The 25,333-nt window shown below is 37.9% G+C and carries 25 protein-coding genes and 4 pseudogenes; 19 read left to right on the top strand and 10 right to left on the bottom strand.

All coding sequences use genetic code 11. From position 1 onward, the window contains the following. The 8 genes and pseudogenes from RT445_RS12865 to RT445_RS12830 all read left to right on the top strand — a co-directional run. Positions 1-195: pseudogene (locus RT445_RS12865) on the top strand (ABC transporter ATP-binding protein); the annotation flags it as partial. Further along, complete coding sequence (locus RT445_RS12860) at positions 192-1,217, top strand: ABC transporter substrate-binding protein (protein ID WP_312505700.1); 1,026 nt, start codon at positions 192-194, stop codon at positions 1,215-1,217. The pseudogene RT445_RS12865 and the gene RT445_RS12860, both read left to right, overlap by 4 nt. A 52-nt stretch (positions 1,218-1,269) precedes the next feature. Further along, complete coding sequence (locus tag RT445_RS12855) at positions 1,270-2,931, top strand: ABC transporter permease (protein ID WP_274796301.1); 1,662 nt, start codon at positions 1,270-1,272, stop codon at positions 2,929-2,931. Next, positions 2,924-3,994 (top strand): MBL fold metallo-hydrolase, encoded by a 1,071-nt coding sequence (locus tag RT445_RS12850; protein ID WP_313470687.1) that lies wholly within the window; start codon positions 2,924-2,926, stop codon positions 3,992-3,994. The genes RT445_RS12855 and RT445_RS12850 overlap by 8 nt, the downstream gene beginning before the upstream one ends. Next, a complete protein-coding gene (locus RT445_RS12845) occupies positions 3,987-4,796 on the top strand; it encodes a hypothetical protein (protein ID WP_313470686.1) in 810 nt (269 codons plus the stop codon). Before RT445_RS12850 ends, RT445_RS12845 begins: the two co-directional genes overlap by 8 nt. 187 nt (positions 4,797-4,983) lie before the next feature. Beyond that, positions 4,984-6,282 carry a M48 family metallopeptidase gene (locus RT445_RS12840; RefSeq protein WP_313470688.1) on the top strand — a complete coding sequence of 433 codons (1,299 nt, stop codon included), beginning with the start codon at positions 4,984-4,986 and terminating at the stop codon, positions 6,280-6,282. Positions 6,283-6,366: 84 nt separating this feature from the next. Further along, entirely contained in the window at positions 6,367-7,185 is an 819-nt protein-coding gene (locus RT445_RS12835; protein ID WP_312505696.1) for a YitT family protein, read from the top strand. A gap of 123 nt (positions 7,186-7,308) precedes the next feature. Next, a pseudogene (locus RT445_RS12830) lies at positions 7,309-7,678 on the top strand (MmcQ/YjbR family DNA-binding protein). Positions 7,679-7,746: 68 nt separating this feature from the next. Here RT445_RS12830 and RT445_RS12825 read toward each other — a convergent pair. After that, complete coding sequence (locus RT445_RS12825) at positions 7,747-8,091, bottom strand: GIY-YIG nuclease family protein (RefSeq protein WP_274796307.1); 345 nt, start codon at positions 8,089-8,091, stop codon at positions 7,747-7,749. 17 nt (positions 8,092-8,108) lie between these two features. Next, on the bottom strand, positions 8,109-8,864 hold the full coding sequence (locus tag RT445_RS12820) for a DUF2087 domain-containing protein (RefSeq protein ID WP_313470685.1): 756 nt from the start codon (positions 8,862-8,864) through the stop codon (positions 8,109-8,111). Between the two features lie 257 nt (positions 8,865-9,121). Between RT445_RS12820 and RT445_RS12815 the strand changes: the two genes are divergently transcribed. Beyond that, on the top strand, positions 9,122-9,823 hold the full coding sequence (locus RT445_RS12815; protein WP_313470684.1) for a ZinT family metal-binding protein: 702 nt from the start codon (positions 9,122-9,124) through the stop codon (positions 9,821-9,823). A 317-nt stretch (positions 9,824-10,140) separates the two neighbouring features. On the opposite strand, the gene RT445_RS12810 is transcribed toward RT445_RS12815, so the two are convergent. From RT445_RS12810 to RT445_RS12795, 4 genes are read right to left on the bottom strand one after another with little or no spacing between them, the layout of a single operon-like run. Next, positions 10,141-11,016 (bottom strand): ABC transporter permease, encoded by an 876-nt coding sequence (locus RT445_RS12810; RefSeq protein ID WP_313470682.1) that lies wholly within the window; start codon positions 11,014-11,016, stop codon positions 10,141-10,143. Next, positions 11,016-11,936 (bottom strand): ABC transporter ATP-binding protein, encoded by a 921-nt coding sequence (locus RT445_RS12805; protein WP_274796311.1) that lies wholly within the window; start codon positions 11,934-11,936, stop codon positions 11,016-11,018. Before RT445_RS12805 ends, RT445_RS12810 begins: the two co-directional genes overlap by 1 nt. 5 nt (positions 11,937-11,941) lie before the next feature. Next, positions 11,942-12,343, bottom strand: a complete 402-nt coding sequence (locus RT445_RS12800) for a DUF3021 domain-containing protein (RefSeq protein ID WP_274796312.1) — start codon at positions 12,341-12,343, stop codon at positions 11,942-11,944. Between the two features lies 1 nt (position 12,344). Further along, on the bottom strand, positions 12,345-12,794 hold the full coding sequence (locus tag RT445_RS12795) for a LytTR family DNA-binding domain-containing protein (RefSeq protein WP_274796313.1): 450 nt from the start codon (positions 12,792-12,794) through the stop codon (positions 12,345-12,347). Positions 12,795-13,012: 218 nt separating this feature from the next. Here RT445_RS12795 and RT445_RS12790 point away from each other — a divergent pair, with 218 nt between their 5' ends. The 6 genes and pseudogenes from RT445_RS12790 to RT445_RS12765 all read left to right on the top strand — a co-directional run bounded on the left by RT445_RS12790 (position 13,013) and on the right by RT445_RS12765 (position 18,241). After that, on the top strand, positions 13,013-14,041 hold the full coding sequence (locus RT445_RS12790; RefSeq protein WP_313470680.1) for an AbrB family transcriptional regulator: 1,029 nt from the start codon (positions 13,013-13,015) through the stop codon (positions 14,039-14,041). Between the two features lie 161 nt (positions 14,042-14,202). Continuing rightward, positions 14,203-14,343: an RAxF-45 family protein gene (locus RT445_RS12785; protein WP_004232534.1), complete on the top strand. Its 141-nt coding sequence runs from the start codon at positions 14,203-14,205 to the stop codon at positions 14,341-14,343. A gap of 104 nt (positions 14,344-14,447) precedes the next feature. Next, positions 14,448-16,250 carry a ribosomal protection-like ABC-F family protein gene (gene abc-f / locus RT445_RS12780; RefSeq protein ID WP_274796315.1) on the top strand — a complete coding sequence of 601 codons (1,803 nt, stop codon included), beginning with the start codon at positions 14,448-14,450 and terminating at the stop codon, positions 16,248-16,250. Next, positions 16,243-17,034, top strand: a complete 792-nt coding sequence (locus RT445_RS12775; protein ID WP_313470679.1) for a GNAT family N-acetyltransferase — start codon at positions 16,243-16,245, stop codon at positions 17,032-17,034. The genes abc-f and RT445_RS12775 overlap by 8 nt, the downstream gene beginning before the upstream one ends. A 164-nt stretch (positions 17,035-17,198) precedes the next feature. Beyond that, positions 17,199-17,336 (top strand): annotated as a pseudogene (locus RT445_RS23785) (phosphonate ABC transporter, permease protein PhnE); the annotation flags it as partial. 170 nt (positions 17,337-17,506) lie between these two features. Continuing rightward, entirely contained in the window at positions 17,507-18,241 is a 735-nt protein-coding gene (locus RT445_RS12765) for a hypothetical protein (RefSeq protein ID WP_274796317.1), read from the top strand. A gap of 164 nt (positions 18,242-18,405) precedes the next feature. Here the strand turns inward: RT445_RS12765 and RT445_RS12760 are convergent, their stop codons facing one another. After that, a complete protein-coding gene (locus RT445_RS12760; protein WP_313470678.1) occupies positions 18,406-18,774 on the bottom strand; it encodes a hypothetical protein in 369 nt (122 codons plus the stop codon). Positions 18,775-18,927: 153 nt separating this feature from the next. Between RT445_RS12760 and RT445_RS12755 the strand changes: the two genes are divergently transcribed. Together RT445_RS12755 and RT445_RS12750 are read left to right on the top strand one after the other, a co-directional pair. Next, a complete protein-coding gene (locus tag RT445_RS12755; RefSeq protein WP_313470677.1) occupies positions 18,928-19,458 on the top strand; it encodes an NfeD family membrane protein in 531 nt (176 codons plus the stop codon). A 15-nt stretch (positions 19,459-19,473) separates the two neighbouring features. Next, on the top strand, positions 19,474-21,027 hold the full coding sequence (locus RT445_RS12750; protein ID WP_274796320.1) for a flotillin lipid rafts scaffold protein FloT: 1,554 nt from the start codon (positions 19,474-19,476) through the stop codon (positions 21,025-21,027). A 39-nt stretch (positions 21,028-21,066) separates the two neighbouring features. Here the strand turns inward: RT445_RS12750 and RT445_RS12745 are convergent, their stop codons facing one another. Both RT445_RS12745 and RT445_RS12740 read right to left on the bottom strand, forming a co-directional pair. Further along, entirely contained in the window at positions 21,067-21,612 is a 546-nt protein-coding gene (locus RT445_RS12745) for a GNAT family N-acetyltransferase (RefSeq protein ID WP_313470676.1), read from the bottom strand. A 14-nt stretch (positions 21,613-21,626) separates the two neighbouring features. After that, entirely contained in the window at positions 21,627-22,451 is an 825-nt protein-coding gene (locus RT445_RS12740) for a methyl-accepting chemotaxis protein (protein WP_313470674.1), read from the bottom strand. A gap of 291 nt (positions 22,452-22,742) precedes the next feature. Here RT445_RS12740 and RT445_RS12735 point away from each other — a divergent pair, with 291 nt between their 5' ends. Together RT445_RS12735 and RT445_RS12730 are read left to right on the top strand one after the other, a co-directional pair. Continuing rightward, positions 22,743-23,948: an MFS transporter gene (locus RT445_RS12735; RefSeq protein ID WP_313470672.1), complete on the top strand. Its 1,206-nt coding sequence runs from the start codon at positions 22,743-22,745 to the stop codon at positions 23,946-23,948. Positions 23,949-23,972: 24 nt separating this feature from the next. Further along, a pseudogene (locus RT445_RS12730) lies at positions 23,973-24,686 on the top strand (sulfite exporter TauE/SafE family protein); the annotation flags it as partial. 64 nt (positions 24,687-24,750) lie between these two features. Here the strand turns inward: RT445_RS12730 and RT445_RS12725 are convergent. Next, positions 24,751-25,333, bottom strand: a 583-nt coding sequence (locus RT445_RS12725) for an enoyl-ACP reductase FabI (protein WP_313470670.1), incomplete at its 5' end; no start/stop codon positions are given.

Below are 25,333 nucleotides of genomic sequence, written 5' to 3'. Positions count from 1 at the left end.
ATCCAACGTCCAGGGACGATAGCGAAGCAAGCGGAGATTATGAAAAGTACGTTTGTGGGTGACCGTTATTTAGTGCAAGCACAGGTGGAAGGAAAGCCATGGAGTTTTTATGAAAATCATCCCTTAGAGCAGGGAAAACGACTACAAGTATTTATTGATGAAAAACAAATCTATCAATTGGAGGGTTTACATTGAAAAAACGACGTTTTAAGTTATGGGCAACTGCTGGGATTTTATTGACATTAGCATTAGCAGGTTGTGGTAATAAAGAGGCAAAAGATGTGAAAGAAGCAAGTGCAAAGACACCGGAGGAGAAAGTACTGACGGTATATTCTGCTGGTCCAGATGGTTTAGCTGCAAATATTCAAGAAGCTTTTGAAGAAAAAACAGGGATCAAGGTTGAAATGTTTCAAGGAACTACTGGTAAAATTCTTTCTCGTTTAGAGGCAGAAAAAAATAATCCTGCAGCAGATGTTGTGGTGCTTGCGTCCGTTGCCTCAATGGATGGCTTAAAGGCAACAGATCAATTGCAAAGCTATCAAGATGCTGCCAACAAAGACAACATCAACAAGGACTGGTCTGATGGAGAGGGCTATTTCTATGGCTATAGTGCTTCAGCTTTAGGTATTGCGTATAATACGAAAAATACAACACAAATACCTGAAGATTGGTCCGATTTAGCAAAAGCCGACTGGCAAAACAAAATCAATATCCCCGATCCTAGCTTGTCTGGTTCTGCTGTTGATTTCTTATTCGGCTATACGGAAGCAGATAACAAGGCTTGGAGCACGATTGATACGTGGAAGAAAAATGGCTTACAAGTCAATGGTGCAAATAAAGAAGCATTAGATGCTGTTATTACGGGTGAGAAAAATGCCACGATTGCAGGCGTAGATTATATGGCGTATAAAGCAAAAGCGGACGGTGAGCCGGTAGAGATTATCTACCCGAAAAGTGGGACGGTAGTTAGTCCTCGTGCTGTTGGTATTTTAAAGGAAGCTAAACATGTAGAAGCTGCAAAGGCCTATGTTGATTTTTTACTGTCAGATGAAGGCCAAAAACTTGTAGCTGATGCTTATTTATTACCTGGAAATAAAGAGATTGCTGTTAAAAATCGCGCCGCATTAGATGAAATTCCACAGCTACATGTCGATTGGATTGGTGCAGAAGCTAAGCAGCTGGAAGTACTAACAAAGTTTACTGATTTATTTCGTTAAATAGGGGGGCTATACCTCCTTTTCAGTTTTCTATAGAAGGGTTGTAGTAGTCATGATTATGGAAGGAAGACGAGCTTTTGGATTTTTAATGGCACTTGTCACCGTTTTTGCTGTCGCTCCATTACTGGCAATATTATTTTATACCTTTGCAAAAGAGGGGCAATTCGATGTTTCTCAGTTTGGCCGAATGTTCGAGCATGAAAGATTATGGAAGACACTTGCCAATTCAGTAGGACTAGGGCTGTTCGTTATCATCGGGACAACGGTTATCGCTTTTCCTATGGCGTTTATCCGAACGAAAACAAGTTTATATCAATATGATTGGCTTGATATTGTGTTAACAATTCCATTTATGACACCGCCTTATATTGGTTCGATGGGCTGGATATTGTTTATGCAAGAAAACGGATTTCTTCAGCAACTAGTTCCAAGTGCGGCTTGGATGACGGACTCTTTCTTTTCTTTATTTGGCATGGTCATGATTATGAGCCTCCATCTCTTTCCGTTTTTGTATTTAATGTTAAAAAATACATTGCTTCGAATGAATGGCTCGTTTTTAGATGCGGCACTTATTTTTGGAAGAAGTTCTTGGCGGAATTGGCTAACAGTTGTTTTACCACTTGTACTTTCAAGCTATGTTTTAGGCAGTCTACTCATTTTTATCAAAACGCTTGCTGAATTTGGAACTCCTGCCACATTTGGTAGTCGTATTGGATTTCAAGTATTTACAACCGAAATTCACACGTATCTATCGAGATGGCCAGTCGATATTAGCATGGCGACCTCTCTCTCTTTATTTTTACTATCCGTTTGCTTAATCATTTGGTATTTCCAAAATCTTATTGGACGTCGTTATACGTATGGTGTACTTTCTGGAAAAACACCTGCTAAACGTGAAATCAAAGACAAGTGGTATATAAGAGCAAGCTCATGGATATTTGTAGGCATGGTCCTATTGCTGTCTATTGGTATACCTTATTTTTCTATTATCGTTACCTCTTTGCAAAAAGTAAGAGGAGATGGTTTACAAGCCGGAAATTTCAGCTTCGCTTCTTACCAGGAGGTATTTACAGGAGGAAGTGCAGGCTTAACGGCATTTATAAATAGCATTACTTTTTCAATTATGACAGCTATTATCACAGCCATTGTTGGATTATTAATTGCTCTTTATATTAAAAAAGGAGAAACCAAAAAACAACAGGTTTTAGATTTTTTTAGTTTAATGCCTAATATTATTCCAGGGATTGTTTTTGTTGTAGGGCTAATTATGTTTTGGAATGCTCCATGGCTGCCAGCAACCATTTATAACACGAAAGCAATGGTTGTTGTCACATATTGTGTTCTATTCCTACCCTACTCGGTACAGTATATTAAATCTTCGTTTTCCCAATTAGATGCTTCTATTTTTCAATCAGCCTCTATTTTTGGGCGTAGTAATTGGCATGTGTATCGTCGCATCATTCTTCCGTTATTAATGCAAGGGATTCTGACAGGAATGATGATGACCTTTATTATTTCAATGCGAGAGCTAGTAGCAGGTCTCCTCATTTTGCCGCCTTCTGTCGAGACAGGTGCCACATTTATCTATAGTCAATTTGAGCAAGGGAATGTAGGAGTAGGGATGGCGGTTGCTGTCATCACAGTCATTATGACAGTAATTTTTATGTTTCTATTAGATTGGCTGCAAAGACGAGGGGGTCAGGCCAATGCTTAATATTGACATTTTAGGTGGCGTTGGGGAGTATGGGCGCAATTGCTTTTATATTGAAAACCGAGGACAGGCCATATTATTGGATTGTGGCATTATGAAAAATGCTGAAAAAACGCCACCAAATTTAGCGCCTGCCCATATAAAAAAGCTACAAGCTGTCTTTATTTCTCACTCGCATATTGATCATGTAGGCGCATTGCCATTACTAAAAAAGATGGGGTATTCAGGACAAGTACTGATGAGCCACAGGACCGCACAGCAGCTTCAACAGCCTATACCAAATCTTCATACTTTCCATCCAGATTCCATAGGAAAATGGATTAAGGTTAATGACTGTATTGCCTTCCAATGGGGCTATAGCGGACATTTAATCGGAAGTGTGTGGTTCAAAATTCAATTTTTTGATGAAGTACTTTTTTTCTCAGGCGATTATGTAGCCGATTCTTATTTGTTAAAAGCAACCCTACCAGAGGAGGACGGGACCGTTTATGATGTAGCGTTTATTGATAGCGGCCATATAGAAAAATGTATTGATAATCTGGAAGTGTTACAGCAACTTGCTGCTTTCATTAAGGCTCAACAAAATCACGCTTTTATTTTTCCCTCCTCGTTTTCTGGCAAAACAGTTGATATGATCAGCTATCTTTCTGAACATACTTCGCGAGCTATCCATGTAGATACTAAATTACAAAATTTATTGGAGCAATATGATGAAGACCCTGACAACCTGTGGCCAAGCAAGAAGGTGTTGCCATTACGTCATCAGCACCTAGCGGACAGTGATCATATGCTTTATTTCGTTATGGAGCAGAATGACGCTCGGTTAGAGGAACTTGTAAAGAAGTATCCAACGGCCATTGTCATCCAAACTGGTTATGCTCATTCCTCGCTTAAGAGAAAAGATTTGAATCGTCCTGTAACGGAGTTTTTTTATAAAACGCATCCTGACTATCGAGATCTTATGAAGCTGTCGCAATGTATTCATGCGCGAAAAACTATTTATTTTCACAGTACTCATACAAATTTAGCAACAATATTAAAAAGGGAGGAAATCAATTATGGTTAACTTGAAAAAATGGGCTGTATATATGTGTGTGATGGGTTTGACAATTATCAGTATTATGGGTGTAAGCACAACAAAGGTGAAAGCAGCAATTGAGCCAGGACATGAAATTAAATTCAATGTCAAATCAGAGCTTTTCACAGAATCATCCAATATTCTAGAGGTTTTTCAGGCGGTTAAGAAGGATGATGTGAAGATTTACTTTTATGATACGCCTGATCAATCCTTTCTCCAAAACGATTATATTCACCGCTTGCGTGTATACAAAGGAAGCAATAAGATGGATATTACCTATAAAAAGCGCTTTTTGAATACACCATTGAGCAAAGCAATTGCAGAGACAGAAAGTCATGGTTTCACTGGTTCTGAATCCAATTACAAGTTTGAATTAGATATAAAGGGAAATCATCGTACGTTTACCATTAGTCGTAAAGAATCTTTAAAAACATCCTCGAATGTTTCTTACGATGAGGTAGATACGAGTACTGCAAAAAAACTGATTGTTGATAATTCACCAAAGAAAATTCTAAATTGGGATTCTGATGCTTGGTATAAAAATACTTTATCTCAAGCCGTTGTGTACGGTCCTGCTAATGCTACTACTTATAAAGGAAGCTTTTTTGGACAGGATGCAGATATTGAGGTGTGGCAGTATAAAGGAGACATTATGGTTGAGCTTTCTACAAAAGTAGATCATGAGGCTCAGGCAGCCGTAATTGAAAAGCAATGGTATGAGCAGCTACTATCAGCTGGCTATTTAAGTGAAGACCAACGAGGAAAAACAGCTTTTGTCATGGATAAATAGGATATAATATATTCGCAATATTTCGAAACAGTGAGAAAGCTTTTATGTCCTCGTTGATAGAAATGTTGCGAATTTTTTCTTAGTGAGCGGAGATGTTAAAAAAGTAGGTCCTTGTTTGTTCTAACTTTGGTAATTTCGCTTACACTTACTATAGGACAATCTTTGGGTGATATGAGGGGGAAATGACATAGCAAAAAAAATGGGCATTGTTACGCTGCTTCTATTCGGTGTTTACGTGCTTTGTATGTACTGGTATATATTCCATAGTGGTGGAGGGAAAATACCTAGTGCTTTACAAGGAACGGTTGCAGATCCAGTGATGTTTATGTCTGGCAAGGAACTTTTTTTGAGTGGTGAATATTCAAAAATACGGAACTTTTTATTCTTTGTAGCGACACCTTTGGAGTGGCTTGTTTACTTTATGATTTTATTGCTGGGCGTCTCGCGGTATTTTGAGAAGGTGTCTACATCTCACTCGAAATGGAAGCTATTACAAAATGCAGGCTACTTATTCCTATTGTCTTTATTAGTCTATGTAGTTTTATTCCCACTTAACTATTATCGCTACTATCTTAGTAAAAGCTATGGGATTAGTACTCAAGCCTTTGGATCGTGGATGAAGGATGGAGTCATCGATTTTTGGATCAACTTTGGAATGAGCCTGATTATCGTTACCGTTATTTATTGGCTTATTAAAAAAAGCGAAAAAAGATGGTGGCTCTATGCATGGCTATTAACTATCCCATTTACAATTTTTGTAATGTTCATCCAGCCAGTAGTCATCGATCCTTTGTACAATGATTTTTATCCGCTAAAAAATAAAGAGCTAGAAACGAAGATATTGTCACTTGCTACACAGGCAAATATCCCGGCAGAGCATGTTTATGAGGTGAATATGGCGGAAAAGACCAATTCCTTAAATGCTTATGTGACAGGGATCGGTAGCAATTCGAGAATTGTGTTATGGGATACCACCTTAAATAGACTTACGGACAATGAAATTTTATTTATCATGGCGCATGAAATGGGACATTATGTAGAAAAGCATATATATTTTGGAATCGCAGGCTATCTTCTGCTTACCTTAATAGGGTTGTGGATAACGGCGAAACTTATGCGGCGTCTAGTTGCACGATATGGACAGGTTTTGAAAATTAATAAAGTGAGTAGTATCTGCTCGTATCCATTATTTTTACTCATCACCTCCATTTTATTATTTGCTTCCAATCCAATGTCAAATTTCGTGTCAAGATATCAGGAAACACGAGCAGACCAATATGCGATTAACCTCATGAATGATCGTGAAGCGGCAGTAACAGCATTTCAAAAGCTAACGATTTCAGGCTTAAGTGAAGTCAATCCACCACTATTGGTGAAATGGTTCCGTTATACCCATCCACCAATGCTAGAGCGTATTTATAAGGTTGCTGATACAAGCGTTCACAAGGAGAATGGCCCTTTGAAGGAAGAACAAAAGAAAAAGTAAGGTCGTTAGGTTTTTCATTTAATGAAGTTGGGTAGTCTAAGAGAAAGTTCTATCAAAAATCGGTCGATTATAGGGGACATCATTATGCGTAATGTGATTATAATTACACTTTCTTCCATCGTAGTGGCCTTTGCTTATAATTTTTTGTTAATTCCTCATGAAATTCTCAGTGGTGGATTGAGCGGGATTGCCATCATGCTTGGGATTGTGACACCTTTAAATACAGGAGTGTTAAATTTACTCCTTAACTTGCCCTTGCTAATTATAGGTGTAATGAAGCTTGGCAAACGTTTTATTAGCTATACAATTCTTTCTGTGGCTGTTTTGTCAGTAAGTTTATATATTATTCCGGTTTACAAAGCTACACAAGAGCCAATCCTTGCATCGTTATTTGGTGGTGTCATTGTGGGTCTTGCAATGGGGCTAATTTTCCGTGCTGCAGGTTCCTCAGGGGGCTTTGATATTATTGCGATGCTTCTGAGCCGTAAACGAGATTTTCCTCTAGGTACTTTACTTGCCGCAATGAATGGTATTGTAGTGGCTGTTTCTGGTTTTGTCTTTAGTTGGGATGCTGCATTATTAACGCTTGTTTCTATTTATGCTACTGGAAAAGTGGTTGATACGATTCATACTAGCCATATTAAATTAACACTAATGATTATTACGAATAAAGGTGAGGAAGTTAAACAGCAGTTATTAGAAAAACTTCATCGAGGCGTAACCATTATTGATGCCAAGGGAGCCTACTCTGGCGAAGGTCGGAAAGTGTTGATCACTGTAATTACGCGTTATCAACTTGCTGATGTGAAAAGCACAATCAAGGAAACCGATCCTAAGTCATTTGTCAATATTCTACAGACGACAGAAGTAATAGGGATGTTTGATCGAGGTACAAGTAAATAACGCTATTTTCTACACACGTTTTCGATTATACTGACTATAATCGAACGTGTGTTTTTGTTATCTTCATTCTAAGAACATGATAACAAGTAAAACAAAGCTTATGGAATGAAAGGGGAATGTACGATGGAAAAGGAAAAGATTCATGCTTATTGTCTACAACTTCACGCAACAACCCATGACTATAAGGAAGAATGGCAGGCAGACCGTTATCATATTGGTGAGAAGATGTATGCCATGATTGGTGGTGATGGAAAGGGGAGACTAGTACTTACGTTAAAATGTGAGCCTGCTCGTGCAGAGGTTTTACGTGAATCAAATAACAGCATTATACCTGGCTATTATATGAATAAGACTCATTGGAATTCGATTTATATGGATGCTACAGAAGTCCCTATGGATTTGGGAGCAACTTATCCAACATTCGTATGAGCTCGTTTACAGTAAGCTAACAAAAAAAGCCCAAAAGGAAATTGGATTAAAAGAAACTGACTAAACGCAATGCGTGCAAAAGTTTTAAAGCGCATTTACCGATCTTATTAGAGTAAATGCGCTCATGTAAAATTAAGAATGATATCCACGCTCACCAAAAGGCTTTAACGTGTCCAGCCATTTTTGCTCTAGTTTTTCGAGTTCTCTTTTAGCATCGAAATAGCCCTCTTCTTTTTTCTTCAAATATTCAACAATTTTCACTTCAAAAGCATCTTGGCCAAACGTATTGTAATCAGCTTGAAGCTCTTTATTGGTATGTGTATTTGTTTTTAGCATAAATTGAAAGCCATTTAGCCTTTTCAAGTTATTAAAGCTACCGACAAACACTTTTCCTGTTTGTGTATTAGTCATTGTAAAAACGCCTGCTTCAATTTTCATGTCTTTATACATTTCTTTTAACTCTTTTTTCTGATCCATGTGTAAAACCCGCTTTCTTATTTTTTTACCCAATAGGCACTACCGTCTGCTTTTCGGTCTAGAAATCCATATTCAATTAAGTAGCGACGAATATGGACATAGTCTTCATACATCGGTTTGATTACTTCATTCAATTCTTTTTCCGTGTATTGTTTTTCTGCGTCAAATAGCTTTGTTATGGCACGGAGTACTACAATTTTCTGCTTTTCTCGTTTAGGGAAACGTACTAGCTCCTTGCCGATACCATGTGGAAAGAATTTTTCTAATAATTGCTGTTCTTCCGAGTGGGTGACGTTGTAGCGATCGTCCACCATTGTAGCTGTTTTATGAATAGGCACAAATGGTTCCTCCTTCTGATCTTGTTCCTTCAATAACTCCATCATTACCAACAATGTTTTGGCTTGGCGTTCTTTTTCTTTTAACGCAAAACGGTGGTGGCGAATAGTCGTGGCACTTCCAATCTCTAATTCCTCTTTTATATCCTGGTCGGATTTACCTTCATAAAATAAGCGTAAAATATGACTTTGGTGTTCTGTTAAGCCTGTCATTTTTTTATTGAGACCATTTAAATAATGAAAGACAGATTGGTGTGCAACTGTTATATGTTGCTTCATCATTTTTTCCGCTTCATACAGTAAGCCTTCATAGGGATATATAATCCCTTTCTCTACTTTTTCACCGCACAATAAGCAAGTGAAATGTGTCTTTTCGTCGATGTAGCCCTTTTTGAGGTCGTTGATAGGAGCTTGCCAAAATAGTTCGTTTACATCCATGAGAAATCCTCCTATTTAACAAACGTTTTTGATATTCGTTTGTTAATTTATATTTAAAATAACAAAATGTTTATAAAAAATCAATGAAAACAATTCGTTTTATAAACGATGTGTCAATATGTTGGGGAAGCTTTTAAATTTTTACTAATACTAGATAAGCGAAAAAATAACCCTAGATGATGAAAACTATTTACAAATCGTAATGATTACTATATAGTTTTAAATCGTAAACATTACTATTTACAAGGAGGGTAACAATGAATAAAAAATGGTTAGTGCCATTTGCAGTAGCAACAATTGCTTCTACTTTAGTGGCGTGTCAGGAGAAAGAAAAAGAGGAGGAAGTGGTTGCTAAAGCGACAGAGCATAGGGAGGACCATGAACAACATCACAATCACAGCCATGGGGAACAAACAGATAAGGAGAAACAGATTTCCAAAGGTTATTTTGAGGATAGTGATATTACAGATCGCCCATTAACGAATTGGCAAGGTGAATGGCAATCTGTCTATACCTATTTGTTAGATGGTACATTAGATGGGGTATTAGAGCATAAAGCTGCTCATGGCGATAAAACGGCTGAGGAATATAAGGAATATTACAAAGTTGGCTACCAAACAGATGTCACACAAATTGAAATTGCCGAAAATACAATGATATTTTATAGGAATGGAGAAGTTGTTACAGGTACATATGTGTATGATGGATATGAGATTTTAACATATGACAAAGGTAATCGTGGCGTTCGCTATATATTCAAGCAAACAGATGAAAATTCACAAGCGCCAACATATGTACAATTTAGTGACCATATTATTTCAGATCAAGCATCAACACATTTTCATATTTACTTTGGTGATGATCGTGCAGAGCTGTTAGAGGAGCTGGATAATTGGCCCACATTTTATCCGAAATCATTAACAGGGGAGGAAATTGCTGAGGAAATGGAGGCTCATTAGTAGTAAACAGACACGAGGTTTCTGGAAGTCATTAAAATAATGGTTTCCATCGAAGTTGAAAATCATTTGTTTTAAAATTACTATATACGATAAAAACAGGCTGGAGCCAGCATTTTTTTTCCCATGTTTTATCCGTTAGAAGTAAGACTACTCGAAATGTAAATGCTTTCTAATTGGAAGTGATTGATCACAAAATACACATTATAACCAATAAATACCTCCCAGGTTATTAGATTACTTTGGGAGGTATTTATCTGACTTTATAGATAGCTGTTTCGACAGAGGGGATGACTTGGTACATATTCTATTGACTAATCTTATTTATATTTTCTTTTGAAAAGCATGATAGACGCAGCTGCTAGTATGATAGTTGTGCTGACTATAATGAAAAAGCTAGTTGACGTACTAAGTATATTTCCATGAAGGTCATAGATGATACCATAATTGATTTTATAATCCTCAACATAGGTAGTTGGCACACCATCAAATACTTGAGCAATAGAGCCTTCCATAAAAGCATTTCGTAATAATAATGTTGTATGACTAATAGGGAAGTACATAATTAAATTTTGAGCAAAACTTGGTAGTGCTCCCAAAGGTACATAGACACCACATAAAAAACCAAGTACTGTCCCGACGATTGTTCCTAATGTTGAAAAGGCACTTTGTGTTGAAACAAATAGCGAAAGAAATAAGTTAAAGACACTTGCAAGTAAGACAGCTAAAAATAAGATGCTGATGACTTGAACAAAACTTTGGAAGCTAAGAAGCTCACCACCGGTTGCTACAATAAATATCTCGCAGCCAATTAGGGCGATAAAGGTAAAAATACTTCCGATAATCAGTGCATTAACTACATAGCTCATCTGTATAGTTGCACGGGAAAGAGGAGCTGTTAAAAAATCCGCCTGCGTTTTGGATTCCTGATCCTTTACGGCAATGCCATATGCCCCAAGTGTAGTAGTAACAGCAATCATGGACAGTAATCCTGCTACAAGCCATTCATTGACAAGGGTAATTAATTCCGGTGTCGCTTCGGTTATTTGTTCAATGGCATCAATTTGCATCTTTTGGAGAAATACAGCGTAGAGCACAATGACAATCAGGACTGATAGTAGCGAAAAAAAGACTTGAGTCTTATCTCGCCTAAATACTTTACTATTACGCTGGACTAAAGTTAACAATGCTTCCACTAAGCTACATCCTCCTCTGCCATTATGTGAATAAAGACATCATCCATAGACCCTTTAATGACCTCAAAGGAGGAAATAAGTGGCTCAGCCTTTTTTAATAGGGAGAGCGCTTCTAGAGTAGAATCCAAACGGATCGTATAGATGTTCTGTTTTTCGGTGTAGGGAATGGCAAGCTCTTCAAGCCATTTGACGCCATCTATAGGATGCTTGAAAACAAGGGCCATTGAATCATAAGTATACTTAGTCTTTAACGCATCAGGAGTCCCTTGTGCGACAATTTTCCCTTGTTTTAGGACAACAACTTGATGGGCGACTGCAGCTTCCTCCATATAATGTGTTGTTAAAAAAACGGTCATATTGGTTTCAAGTTGAAGCTGCTTAATGGCCTGCCAAACAAATTGTCTTGTTTGAGGGTCTAGTCCTGTGGTCGGTTCGTCTAGAAATAGAATTTGAGGACGATGAATAAGAGCGCGAGCGATATCAGCTCGTCTTTTTTGTCCTCCAGATAATGTTCCATATTTGTGCTTGTCAATATCTTCTAAATGTAAATACGTAGAGATAAATTGATAGTTTTCGGCAAGCTGTTTTTTCGATAAACCGTATGTTCTGCCTCGATGTAAAATGTTTTCACGCACTGTTAATCGCTCATCTAATAAATTTTGTTGGAATACAACGCCGATCGATTTACGGATATCCGCATTTTGATTGCTTGCATCAAGCGTGAAACCATTAATGGTTACTTGACCACTGGATTTTTTTAATAATGTACATAGAATCTCAATTGTTGTTGATTTTCCGGCACCATTAGCACCTAAAAAAGCGAAGAGCGTGCCTTGTTCAACTGTAAATGAAATGCCTTTGACTGCTTGATGTTCACCATATTGTTTACATAAATTTTCAACTTCTATCGCAAGGGTCATCTAGGCTAATCCTTTCTCTTTTGAATTTCTTGATTCATTTTTTCAATATCATTTAATTGAAGAACATAGAGAATACACCAAACAATCAAGTAAATAATGGCTTCTGCGATCAGTACATACCATACACCGGAATCAAACCAATGACCAAAATAGCCCGCGGTTAATACACATGCTGTCACCGCTACTAAATGCAATAGAAGCTGTATCGTAAAAGGCAATGGCTCAATATCAAAAATGATGGATAGCAGTCCAATTGCAATGCCAAGAATGGCTGCGATAATAATTTGTTCTAGTAACTCTGTACCTAATGCAACTTCATTGCTTGATAGGAGGCTTAACGTGACTAAAATGTACGAAGAGCTAAGTGAAATGAGTAGTCCAATAATCATCATCCGTAAGTACCTCATGCTATGAATCCCTCCCAATACCTAAGTGTCGCTTTAATTCTTTTAAATATTTTCGACTGACATGAATGGCTACGTCATTTTCAAGAAGGAGTTGTGTTGTACCGATTTTGCCCATTTGAATGGAAGAAATTTTTTGAATATTAACAAGGGTGGATTTACTTACTCGTACAAAGTCTTTCGCTAGCTGTGCCTCTAGCTCATATAATTTTCGCTTTGACTCAAATTCATGTTCATCCGTTTGCAAAAATACTTTGGCATCCTCTGCGTAAATGGAATAAATTTCAGAGATTTTTAGTAGATGAATTTCTTGTTGAAAATATCCATCTAGCATAGTAGTTTGGGATGCTTGCAGCTGTTTCATCAGTCTTTCAATTTGTTCGTTATATTCCTTGGCGTGTATATGAACCTCTGTTTCTTCAAGTTCATGATTGATGGTTAGATGAATTTTCATAGGAGGCCTCCTTTATTCTCCGGTTGGAGAAACGCTGAATCAGGTAATACTAATGTAGCATAGAAAATTTTAGTCAGGATAAATTGTTGGATAAGAGGTTAAATTTCCTCCATAACAGGTTCTTTTTTAGCAATAGCAGACAGCTCAAAGTCAGTCTGGTAGAAAAAAGGGGTAATAAAGGTCATAATAGGCTTATCCAGTTGTAAGGGGTTGCTAAAATGTTTGTTTTTGATAAACATATGCTTATCACATTATGTATTGGCCTCATCGGCGCTGTTGTTTTTCAGTTATTACATATTCCTATGCCTTGGCTATTAGGTGCGATTACAGCGGTGCTCATTGTACAATTGTCAACTAATGTACAATTGAAATGGCATCATTATTTCCGTAATTTTGGTTTAATTGTAGCCGGATATTCTATCGGCTATGCCTTTACACCGGAGGCCGTTCAGGATATTAAGCTCTTTTTAGGGAGCATGATCCTTTTAAATGTGTTATTTATTGTGCTATTTTTCGCTGTGAGTCTTCTTGTAGCCAAACGTACAGATATAGATTTTGCTACTGCTCTGACATGCTGTGTACCAGGGGGAATGTCACAGGTTGTAGCATTTGCGGAGGAGCAAGGAAATATGGATATGGCTGTCATCACCTTTTTTCAAATCCTTCGTGTTCTTTTAATCGTTGGCTTTGTGCCATTAATGGTGGCAGGCGCTGGTAGCAATAGCTCCCTTATTGAGGGAACATATTCATGGAGCCTTGTTGCTATCCTCGTTGTTTGTGGACTAGCTGGGTGGCTTGCTCAAAAGCTTAAAATTCCAACAGGTTATATGCTTGGTCCAGTGTTTTTATTGATGGGCATTAATATGGCTGGGATAGAAGTGCCTAAATTGCCATTATCCCTTTTGCATATTGCTCAACTAATGATAGGTATTTATATTGGATTACTTTTGAAAAAAGAGGATTTACATTTATCAAAGAAGCATATTTTTTATGCCTTTGTATCAGCAGGCATTTTTATCGGCGCAGCCTACGGGTTAACATTTATTATGACTAGTTTGTATAAGCTCGATTTTAGGACAGGCTTTTTAAGCGTTGTACCAGGTGGGCTAGATCAAATGGGGATTATCGCTGCTTCTGTACAAGCAAATGTCACGATTGTTACGGCTTTCCAATTATTTCGTGTATTAGTGGTCTCGGTTTTCCTTGTGCCTGTGGTGAAAATGTTTGTGAAAAAAGCGAAAACATGAGGGAGAGGGTAATGACCCATCCTTCATGTTTTTTTAATTGTTCGAGCATCTAGTGTCAATGATGCCATGTAACATGGAAAAATCTAATAAATTTAACCCTTTCCAAATAATCTGAATAATGTTATGATACAAATAACTATGACGAACGGAGGTGAAAAGGAATGAATAAAAACGCTACGAAAACATGTGTAAAAGTGGATACAGCTATGTATTTTGCACGTGTAATTACTTTTGATTTTGCTAACAACGGGATAGGTCTGTCCATTTTTAAGCAAAATCAAATAACAAACGTAGCGAATTAACCATTCTTTTTCACAAATGTAAATGAGAAGAAGACTGCTTGTTAATGAGCAGTCTTTTTTGTGTTTAAAAGATGTTTTCGCACGTTTCATTGGAGGAAAAAACGATGCAAATGAAAGCTGAACAAATACAAAAAATTATGGGTGGAAATATATTATTTGAAAATTTACAGCTTGAGGTCAATAGCGGTGAACATGTGGCCATTGTTGGCGTGAACGGAAGTGGAAAAACTACTCTATTACAGCTATTGGCAGGCGTAGATATACCGGATAAGGGACGTATTATCAAAAGTAAAGATGCCACAATTGGCTACTTACATCAAATCCCGCAATATCCACTACATGCTGTGCAAGAAGTACTGGAGGAGGCATTTGCGGATATTTATGCTTTAAAGGCTAAAATGACGGCACTTGAGCAAGAGATGCAGTCGGCTGTAACAGATAAAATACTGCTACAATACGGGCAAGTTCAGGAGCAGTTTATGTTACTAGGGGGATATGAAGTAGAAGCACAGTTGGCAATGATTGCAAATGGACTTGGCATTACAGATATGCTGGATCAGCCTTTTAGTAGCTTAAGTGGTGGAGAAAAAACAAAGGTGATGCTTGGGCAAATTTTATTAAAAAGGCCTTCGATTTTATTACTGGACGAACCAACAAACCATCTTGATATGCAAGCAATTGAATGGCTGGAACACTATGTGCGAAATTTTGATGGCATTGTTATTGTCGTTTCTCATGACCGACATTTTATGAATCAAATAGCACATAAAATTATTGAAATTGAGGATGGAGAGGCATTCACATATAACGGTAATTATGATGCCTTTATGGCTCAAAAAGAGGCGAAGATTGAACAGCAGTTTGCTGACTATGAAGAGCAGCAAAAGAAAATTAAAAAAATGCAGGAAACGATAAAACGATTAAAGCAGTGGGCGAATGAAGCAAACCCACCCAATGCCTCCATGCATCGACGTGCTAAAAGTATGGAGAAAGCATTAGCGCGCATTGAGCGAGTGAAGAAGCCGATCACTAAAAAGAAAATGAATTTAGCTCTCACGATGGCTGAACGCAGTGGTAAAGAGGTGGTGCACCTACAGGCTATTCATCACGGATATGATAAACCTTTATTCAAGGACAGCAACCTTGCCGTCTATTTTGGGGAAAGGGTAGCCATTGTTGGGAGCAACGGTAGTGGGAAATCAACTTTATTAAAAATGATAGTAGGAGAAATTGTACCCAATCGTGGTGTCTGCCATATCGGTAGTAATGTGAAATTCGGCTATCTATCTCAGCAGTTTGAACATCATAATCCTACTATTCGTTTAATTGATGCCTTCCGAGAGAGTGTCGCAGTGTCCGAGGCTGAAGCACGTCATATTCTCGCACGATTTTTGTTCTATGGCTATGATGTCTTTAAAAAAGTGAAGGATTTAAGTGGCGGAGAAAAAATGCGCTTACGCCTGGCACAATTAATGCATGAGGATATTAATGTATTGATATTAGATGAGCCGACCAACCATTTGGATATTGAAGCAAGAGAGGTATTGGAAGAGACACTGGAATCCTTTGAGGGGACTATTCTTGGTGTGTCACATGACCGCTATTTCCTACAGAAGATCTTTGCGAAAACGGCGTGGATTGAGGATCAAGTCATTCATGTTTTTGAGGGAGATTATGAATGGGCAAGACAAAAGAGACAGGAATTTTCCAAGAAAAAAGTGGTTGAAAAAGAAATACTCGCAAAAGTGCAGCCAGCAAAGAAAGAGCTTTCGATTGACCAACAAATTGAAAAAATAGAGGCAAAACTACAGGAACCTTCGCTTGCAACAGAGCAACGACAGAAGCTAGAAAAGCAATTAGAGGAGTTATATGAACGTTGGATGGAAGAGGGGACAGGAAATGCTTAATTTAGAACGTATTATGCAACTTGATATCGATTATTTAAAGAGTTTTAGTGAGATGGAAGAATGGAAAGAGGGAGCCTTATTTTACAATAAGACAATCCCAACCTATTATGATGCAAATCATGCACATATTTGGAGAAAGATTGATCATCCCGATGCTTTTTTGCAAGACATAAAGGATTTTTATCAATCAAAGTCACTGATCCCGCGGATGTATCTATACAACGTGGAAGACAATAATTCTTGTCTCGATGCACTAGAGAAGAACGGATTCCAATATGAAGATTTTCAGGATGATATCCAGTGTTGGAATGGTGAGTATGTGCAACTAACGCCTAATCCTGCGATTCAAATTGAACGGGTAACAGATACGAATATGGAGGAAGCATTATCAATAGAAATGAGCATTTCTGCATTTGGGGAGCCTACTCTAATTAAACAGGCATTTGAGCAAACCTATCATTCACCAAACTTTACGTACTATTTATTAAAACTTGGTGGTGTGGCTTGTTGCACAGCAAATATATTTATCTCAGGAAATCAAGGACGGATTGAGAGTGTCGCAACGCTTGAAAGCTATCGAGGACGTGGCCTAATCGGCTATATATTGCAGCATATCCAACAACAATCAGTAAAGCTCGGACTAGAGTATCTTTGGATTTTACCGATTAGTGAGCAGGTTGCGAAAGTCTATGCCAAAGCAAACTTTAAATCAGTCGGCACAATTACATCCATTCATGCCTTTACAGAAGGTAAAAGCATTAAAGAAATACGACAAGACGCCTAAATCAATTAAACGTCGCCCATTTCCTGTGAAACTCACAAGGAATTGGGTGACGTTTTTTAGAACGTTACTTGCCAGTTAAGATTACAGGTTGCTTGGAAGGAAGAATGCTTTAAAATATAATCAGCAATTAGCTCTGTCATGTCGAATTGTATTTCCTTTACCACATAGGGGCCCATTTAATTTTTGCGACGAACGCCTACAAATGGTCACAGGTAGGCTCTATTTTATTGGGGCTTGTTATTCTTATTCTAGTCGTGGAATATGTTTCGAATCGTGTGCGAACCAAGCTTGTAAAGGGGTAAGTCTTGATTTCTGAAAAATAGTAAAGTCCTGAATAGTATACTATTCGGGATTTTTGATTTATTCTTAAAAAGAAGGATTTTCAATTATTAAAAGTTTTTTACTTGAAAAATTACCGTATTCGATTTATTGTCTTTAGAGATACTTGTTTAATGGACTTGGAGGATATGGAATGCACGGAATTTATATATGCTATAATGTCTCAAAAGAAACCCCAGCAGCACAATGGCCCAAAAAAATGGATGCATTTGCGTATGTTCAACGAGGAAAACCACAACAAGACAATGACAACTTGCTGTCAATAGAAGAGCTAAAAAGCCATGCTATTCGCTATATTAAAAGCTTAAAAGATAATGCAAGTGTCCATTTAGTAGAGCAACGCAACGGCGAAATTGAGCATTTTGATCGACGCTATATGGAATCCTTAAAATTAAAGGAAAGCATCGATTCACAGCTTATTAATTTAGAAGAAATCCGTTTATTATTGCAATTAATGAATGTCTTGAATTTATCGCATGCATTCGGTGAAAATGCTGGAAAGCTCTTACGTCAAATTACTCCATATGCAAAAGAGGTAGAGCATCCAACATTCCAAACTACTCGTGTTGAGCGACATTTTTATTCGGAATTAATAGAACAAATAGAAATGGTGTATGTTCGAATTATGCGACAACACAACCCATCTACAACGGAAATGCAGCAATCAGAAAAGCTTTGGACAACAGTCTGTGAGCAAGCAATAGAAAAGGTAGAGGCACGAATTGAACGTCTATCATCAATCAAATTAAAACATGAGAAAAATTTGCTAGAGTTTAGTCACTTAAAACAGCAAAATATCGAGGCAAAGGAACGCTTAGATCTAGCTGTTAATGAACTGGATGAAATTTTAAATGTATTAGAATCTTAAAAAAGCATGTCTACCGATTGGAGAGCCAGTCGGTGACATGCTTTTTATCTTGAAGACAGATAGAAACGCCAAATTGCCCGATAAAAGCTACAATGTGACGGATAGAAAAGAAAAAACGGTGGATTAAGCCGTAGAAGTGACGGATACCACTAATCTTATTTCGCTTATTCTTCTGTTTGTTCCCGTTTGCTTTGGCGTGAAATACGCAGTAAATCAAGTCCAAGTAACACAACAATGATATAGAATAGAGGACTTGTGAAAGATAAGCCAATTTGTGATTGACCACCAAGCAATGTTAAAACAATCCATAGCGCGACTGTATATAGTGTTAAACCAATATATGCCTTTTTGGATAATTTTTTATATCTACCTTTGTCGATAGCTAGCTGTATGATGACTAAAACAACTAATATCAGTAGAATTATTTTTTTAGTTAATAGTGCAGCCATCGCAGTGTCAGGAAAGAAATCATTGACGAATAATAACGTGAAAAATACTAAAATAACAAAATTGATGATAGTCGAAAGCTTCATGCCGTATCTCCTTAGTTGCCAGAATTCCTTTCTATTGTAACATGGTTCGACATAAAGAAAAAAATAATACTTGAAGAAAATATTTGAAAATTTTTGAAACTTTCCTATGTGACATCCGTATAGTAGGTAATATGATGAAAAGGGGTGAGCAACTTGACGCTATTTGGCTATTCACTCGAACAAATCTTTTTAGTGGTTTTGATTTTCGCTGGCCTTGCCACAATATTAGTTATGTTTTTTGGTGATGCTGTCGAAGGTATTGGGGAAGGACTACCCATTTTGAATCCGAGTGTCATTCTATCTTTCATTACGTTGATGTCAGCAGCAGGATTTATTTTAGAAAAACTAGCCTTATTCTCTAGCGTTTGGAATATCATTGCTGCATGTATCATTGGCGCTATTTTAAGTACTTTATTTTATTTATTCGTTCTCGTTCCGCTACGGTCTGCTGATGTTTCTTTAGCTTATACCGAGGAATCACTAGGTGGGCAATTAGGGAGAGTCATTGTTCCCATTCCAGTAGATGGCTTTGGAGAGGTTGTCATCGAAACGACAAGCGGCATGATTTCAAAGCGGGCAACTGGCTATGATAATGAAGCGATTGCTTATGATGAGACCGTACTTGTAGTGGATGTGAAGGACGGTACACTTTTTGTTAGAACGTATGAGAAAAAATTTGTTTAAAGGGGAGATACATCTATGTCAACCGAAATTTTAACTGTATTAGGAATTGTAGCGTTTGTTTTAATTGCGCTAGTCGGATTGTATGTGACAAAGTATCGTACGGCGGGTCCTGATGAAGCACTGATTGTGACAGGTAGCTATCTTGGCTCAAAAAATGTACATAAGGATGAGTCAGGAAATCGTATAAAAATTATTCGTGGGGGAGGTACATTCGTATTTCCCATTTTCCAGCAAGCACAGCCGTTAAGTTTATTATCTAGTAAACTAGAAGTGACTACGCCAGAAGTGTACACAGAGCAAGGTGTTCCGGTCATGGCAGATGGTACAGCCATCATCAAAATTGGGGGTTCTATCACAGAAATAGCTACAGCTGCAGAGCAATTTTTAGGAAAGCAAAAAGCGGAGCGAGAAGGTGAAGCCCGTGAAGTGTTAGAAGGTCATTTGCGGTCAATTTTAGGTTCCATGACAGTGGAGGAGATTTACAAAAACCGTGATAAATTCTCACAGGAGGTTCAACGTGTGGCCTCGCAGGATTTAGCGAAGATGGGTCTTGTGATTGTATCCTTTACGATTAAGGATGTACGAGATAAAAACGGTTATTTAGATTCACTAGGTAAGCCAAGAATCGCACAGGTGAAACGTGATGCTGATATTGCAACAGCAGATGCAGAGAAGGAAACACGTATTAAGCGTGCTGAGGCGTCTAAGGAAGCCCAGAAGGCGGAATTAGAGCGTGCAACAGAAATTGCGGAAGCAGAAAAAGAAAACCAATTAAAAGTAGCAGAATTCCGTCGCGAGCAGGATATTGCTAAAGCGCGTGCTGACCAAGCATATGAGCTTGAAACAGCTCGTGCAAAGCAGGAAGTAACGGAGCAAGAGATGCAAATTCGCATTATTGAACGTCAAAAGCAAATTGAATTAGAAGAAAAAGAGATTTTACGTCGCGAGAAGCAATATGATTCTGAAGTGAAGAAAAAGGCGGACGCTGACCGTTATGCGGTAGAGCAAAATGCTGAAGCCGAAAAAATGCGAGAGCTTGCTCAGGCAGATGCAGAGAAATATCGCATTGAATCATTGGCAAAAGCGGAAGCGGAGAAAATTCGTTTGGACGGTCTTGCTAAAGCGGATGCAGAACGAGCAAAAGGGGAGACAGAGGCAGATATTATTCGTCTACGCGGTCTTGCAGAAGCTGAAGCTAAACGTAAGATTGCCGAAGCCTTTGAATACTATGGTCAAGCAGCTGTGCTGGATATGGTTGTGCGCATGATGCCAGAGTATGCAAAAGAGCTTGCAAGCCCACTTGGCAATATCGATAAGATTACAGTTGTCGATACTGGTGGTGGAGAAGGCAGTGGAGCGAATAAAGTCACATCCTATGCAACCAATTTAATGTCTACACTACAGGAAACGTTAAAAGAAACGTCAGGGATTGATGTGAAAGAACTGATTGAAAGTTATGCGGGTAAGCATACATTGCGACCAGAGCTAGAACAAATTGCTTTAGGTCTAGAAAAAAAGCAAGCACCTGTTGAAGCCGTAGAGACGAAGGAAACAGTAGAACAATCTTAATAAAAGCGACCTGATGAATTTATCATCAGGTCGCTACTTTTATTTTTGTTGCTGCCATTCACTCTTGAGCATGCCATAGACCACATGATCTACATAATGATCATAGAGCCATTCTGCTGCACGAATCGTCCCCTCTTTTACTAGACCAAGTCGTTCAGGGATCGCGCGACTTTTGTAATTGGCCTCAGCAGCACGGATTTCTACTTTATGAAGCTGCAATGTTTCGAAGGCATAGTGTAATAAGGCTTTAACTGTTTTGGTCATGATACCATGCCCTTGTGCTCCTTCACTAAGCCAATAACCAATCGTCCCAATTTTATTAGTAGCATTAATAGAATTAAAGCCAGCAATGCCAACAATTTCGTTTCTAAAGACAATAACGAGAGAGAGGCTACTGTTTGCTTCATGTCCTTTGATACAGCTCTCAATATAAGCGCGTGTATCTGCTACCTCCTTTGTATAATCCAACCATGGTAGCCATTCTTTTAGATACTCTCTAGAGGCATTCGTTAAGGCAAATACTTTTTCTGTGTCCCTAAGAGAAATTGTCCGTAAAGAGAGTTCTTGATTAATTGTGATCTGCAAATTGTTCACCTCACTTATTTTAAGGCATTATGCATAAAGCCTTTCATTTCACGACTAAGTACAGTCAGCTCTTCAATGATTTCGCTAAAATCCTGTACGAGCTGTGCCTGCTCATTCGTTGCATCATTGACTTGTCCCATATTTTGTTTTAGATTTTCAAGATTTCTATTAATATTTCGTAAAGAAGTTTCTATATTTTCAGTAGCGCTGGATGTCTCAAAGGACAATTTTCGAACCTCTTGTGCCACGATATTAAAGCCTGCACCATGCTGACCAGCACGAGCTGCCTCAATGGATGCATTTAAACCTAGTAAATTGGTTTGGCGTGAAATACTTTTAATTAAATCGGTCACTGCATTTGTTTTCTCAGAATCCTCTAATGCGTGCTGCGCTTGCTTATTAATTTCCTCACTTGTCGCCGCTAATTCCTCTGAATGAGAAGCAATGGTATGTACTTTATCTTGTAGACTGTTGATAATATTATCCATGGTACCCATATATTTTTCGAGCTTTAGTTCATTATCAATTGGTAGACCAAAAGCCAATGCCCCTACAACTTGACCATTTTCACGAATGGGGAATGAAAAAGCATTAAGGGCTACGCCGTATACCTCCTCTGGAATAATCACATCTGCATTTTGGCCATTAAAAGCAATGTAAACATTCTGATCATTAGGATTTACTTTTTGTCCATCTTTATCACCGGTATCCACACGTTTACCTGCCAAATATTTAACGACTGTTTCACTTTCCTTTTCAACAACAGCTACAATAGCTTCTTGTTTTAATGCAAGATGAATATAAGGTGCTGCCAGGGCTAAAGCCTCGATAATTTTCATAAAAATTCCTCCGAGTATAGTCAATGAAAAATAGGTAGATCATCTAATTTTTTTGTGACAATGGTTCTAGATGATTTCTAGTTTTACTGTAGCACAATAGTTGCCTAAGCTAAAATAGTAAATTTCAAAAAAATGAATAAATAGCATTATTTCTTTTTGTCAACTAAAATTGGGAATCCCTCGTAAAAAATGATAAAGTTTTTGTCTGTTTTTTGACAAACTGTTGTGTGTTTTGCGAAATATTGTATTAGAATAATAGTAGTACGTTGTAGAAGTGAAGGAGAGAGATATATGGAGTATATACAAAAGGGCACGAGAGCATTTAATAAAACAAACTGGGCATTGTTTTTAGCAGGCTTTATTACCTTTGCGAACTTGTATATAACACAGCCATTATTGCCAACATTTGCAGACATTTTTCACGTCTCACCAGCTATGGCTAGTTTATCTCTTTCGGTAACTACCTTTGCTTTAGCATTAAGTTTAATTATTGTCAGTTCGCTATCCGAGGCATGGGGACGAAAATCGTTGATGACCATTTCGATTTTTGCAGCTTCTATCCTTACGCTTGCACTAGCATTTTCTCCTAATTTTGAAACGATTATTATATTACGCATTTTTCAGGGGATTGTTTTCGCGGGATTACCTGCAATCGCCATGGCTTATTTAGGAGAGGAAATGGAACCAGCGAGCTTAGGGGTTGCTATAGGCTTATATATTAGCGGTAATTCAGTAGGAGGGCTTAGTGGGCGAGTTATCATTGGCACAATAACGGATCATTATAACTGGCATATAGGGATGATCGTGCTAGGGGGAATTAGCCTTCTTGTCAGTGTGTTGTTTGTCTGGATGCTGCCTAGTTCCAAACATTTTAGCGCCCGACCGCTACAATTAAAAGCATTGGCCAAAACACTTTATCAACATATGAAGGACCCTTCTATGTTATGTCTTTATGGTATAAGTTTTGTGTTAATGGGGAGCTTTGTTACACTTTACAACTATATTGGCTTCAAATTGATGGCACCCCCCTATAATTTGAGTGCAACCATTGTAGGCTGGATATTTGTCATTTACTTAGTTGGAACATTTAGCTCTGCATGGTTTGGTAGTCTGGCTGATCGATATGGTCGACAACGAATACTGTTACTAGCTATTGCGATTATGTTAGCAGGTTCCATTGTCACGCTTAATGGACTACTTACTTTAAAAATTATAGGCATTACGGTTTTTACCTTTGGTTTTTTTGCAGCTCATTCTATTGCTAGTGGCTGGGTGAGCAAACGGGCCTCCCACGATAAAGCACAAGCTTCATCTCTTTATTTATTTTTCTATTATTTTGGTTCGAGTGTTGGTGGGACAGTAGGCGGTGTCTTTTGGGTGAAATACGGTTGGGTAGGTGTTATAGCGATGATTGCTCTATTTCTAGTGATAGCTTGTGTGCTATCTTATTTATTAAATAGGATTATTGCTAAACAAAATAGCGCAACAACTTTATAACATTTGATGATGTGAGGTGACGTTTTGCAGGAATTATTTATTTTCTTTTTTATTATCCTAACGGCATCGATTTTGCAAACTAGTACAGGATTTGGTTTTTCCATTATGGCTACGCCTTTTTTACTGCTGCTTTTTTCACCGCAAGAGGCGATGCAAATGAATATAATTCTGTCCCTTGTTATTTCCTTTTCCTTGATTTTAAAAGTAAGACAGGATATTGATCTGACCTTGCTCAAAAAGGTGATTATAGGAAGCGTTGTAGGCGCACCTTTTGGTAGCTTACTCTTTGCGTTGGTTGATGTGACGACATTCAAACTGCTCATCGCTATCCTTTTATTAGGGTTAACGATTCTTTTAATTAAAAATTTCTCCATTCAACAAACAAGCGGTAGAGATTACGGTGTTGGCTTCATCTCCGGTATATTTACAACGAGTATTGGCATGGCAGGACCACCGTTATTACTATATTTTGCGAGCACGAAAAAGAATAAAGAAATGATTCGAGCAACTTCATTAGCCTATTATATATTTATTTATCTAATTAGCTTACTATCTCAACTAACGATTGAGGGCACCAGTTTAATGGTTTGGCTCTATAGTCTATACGCCTTACCAATTGTTTTGATTGGCCTTATTGTGGGACAAATCGTATTTAAAAAACTTCATCAAAGGCTATTTTTAAAATTGGTATATTTATTATTATTTGCTGCTGGCATAATGCTATTAATACAAAGTATTATGGACAATGCTGTAGACATAAAAAAAGTATGGAAGATTATTCATCTTCCATACTTTTTCGTTGTTAACCCATAATATTATAGCCAGCATCGATGTAGATTGTTTCACCAGTGACACCACGTGATAGGTGAGATAGCATCACAAGTGTCATATCTGCTACTTCGTCTTGTTGAACATTACGTTTTAAAGGAGCAGTTTCTTCGATTTTGTGTAAAATTGTATTAAAGGATGGGACACCTTTTGCAGCAAGAGTACGAATAGCACCAGCTGAAATAGCATTGACGCGAATATTATCTTGGCCGATATCAGCAGCAAGATAGCGCATAGAAGCCTCTAATGCAGCCTTTGCTACACCCATAACATTGTAGCCATCCAGTACACGTTCTGCACCTAAGTAACTCATTGTGACAATAGAGCCACCCTCAGTCATGTATGGATGAGCTGCTTTTGCTGTTGAAATTAATGAATAAGCACTTGTATCTTGTGCAAATGCATAGCCTTCACGTGTTGTTTCAAGGAAGCGATTGTGTAAATCTTCTGCATGAGCAAAAGCTACTGAATGAACAATACCATGAATAACGTCAACCTTAGAGCCGATTTCATCGAAAGCTGCTTTTGTACTGTCATCACTATTTACGTCGCATTGA

The sequence above is a fragment of the Lysinibacillus sp. genome (genome assembly GCF_032093475.1).
Classification (GTDB): Bacteria; Bacillota; Bacilli; order Bacillales_A; family Planococcaceae; genus Lysinibacillus; species Lysinibacillus irui.
The sequence above is the reverse complement of the archived record's forward strand: the minus strand, read 5'-3'. Positions and strand labels throughout refer to the sequence as shown.

Excerpts from the sequence above, each read along its gene's own strand:
- RT445_RS12855 (WP_274796301.1), top strand. The coding sequence starts at position 1,270 with ATGATTATGGAAGGAAGACGAGCTTTTGGATTTTTAATGGCACTTGTC.
- RT445_RS12825 (WP_274796307.1), bottom strand. The coding sequence starts at position 8,091 with ATGGATCAGAAAAAAGAGTTAAAAGAAATGTATAAAGACATGAAAATT.
- RT445_RS12800 (WP_274796312.1), bottom strand. The coding sequence starts at position 12,343 with ATGAGGTACTTACGGATGATGATTATTGGACTACTCATTTCACTTAGC.
- RT445_RS12785 (WP_004232534.1), top strand. The coding sequence starts at position 14,203 with ATGAATAAAAACGCTACGAAAACATGTGTAAAAGTGGATACAGCTATG.
- abc-f (WP_274796315.1), top strand. The coding sequence starts at position 14,448 with ATGCAAATGAAAGCTGAACAAATACAAAAAATTATGGGTGGAAATATA.
- RT445_RS12790 (WP_313470680.1), top strand. The coding sequence starts at position 13,013 with ATGTTTGTTTTTGATAAACATATGCTTATCACATTATGTATTGGCCTC.
- RT445_RS12760 (WP_313470678.1), bottom strand. The coding sequence starts at position 18,774 with ATGAAGCTTTCGACTATCATCAATTTTGTTATTTTAGTATTTTTCACG.
- RT445_RS12795 (WP_274796313.1), bottom strand. The coding sequence starts at position 12,794 with ATGAAAATTCATCTAACCATCAATCATGAACTTGAAGAAACAGAGGTT.
- RT445_RS12740 (WP_313470674.1), bottom strand. The coding sequence starts at position 22,451 with ATGAAAATTATCGAGGCTTTAGCCCTGGCAGCACCTTATATTCATCTT.
- RT445_RS12850 (WP_313470687.1), top strand. The coding sequence starts at position 2,924 with ATGCTTAATATTGACATTTTAGGTGGCGTTGGGGAGTATGGGCGCAAT.
- RT445_RS12820 (WP_313470685.1), bottom strand. The coding sequence starts at position 8,864 with ATGGATGTAAACGAACTATTTTGGCAAGCTCCTATCAACGACCTCAAA.
- RT445_RS12750 (WP_274796320.1), top strand. The coding sequence starts at position 19,474 with ATGTCAACCGAAATTTTAACTGTATTAGGAATTGTAGCGTTTGTTTTA.
- RT445_RS12845 (WP_313470686.1), top strand. The coding sequence starts at position 3,987 with ATGGTTAACTTGAAAAAATGGGCTGTATATATGTGTGTGATGGGTTTG.
- RT445_RS12835 (WP_312505696.1), top strand. The coding sequence starts at position 6,367 with ATGCGTAATGTGATTATAATTACACTTTCTTCCATCGTAGTGGCCTTT.
- RT445_RS12775 (WP_313470679.1), top strand. The coding sequence starts at position 16,243 with ATGCTTAATTTAGAACGTATTATGCAACTTGATATCGATTATTTAAAG.
- RT445_RS12765 (WP_274796317.1), top strand. The coding sequence starts at position 17,507 with ATGCACGGAATTTATATATGCTATAATGTCTCAAAAGAAACCCCAGCA.
- RT445_RS12805 (WP_274796311.1), bottom strand. The coding sequence starts at position 11,936 with ATGACCCTTGCGATAGAAGTTGAAAATTTATGTAAACAATATGGTGAA.
- RT445_RS12815 (WP_313470684.1), top strand. The coding sequence starts at position 9,122 with ATGAATAAAAAATGGTTAGTGCCATTTGCAGTAGCAACAATTGCTTCT.
- RT445_RS12735 (WP_313470672.1), top strand. The coding sequence starts at position 22,743 with ATGGAGTATATACAAAAGGGCACGAGAGCATTTAATAAAACAAACTGG.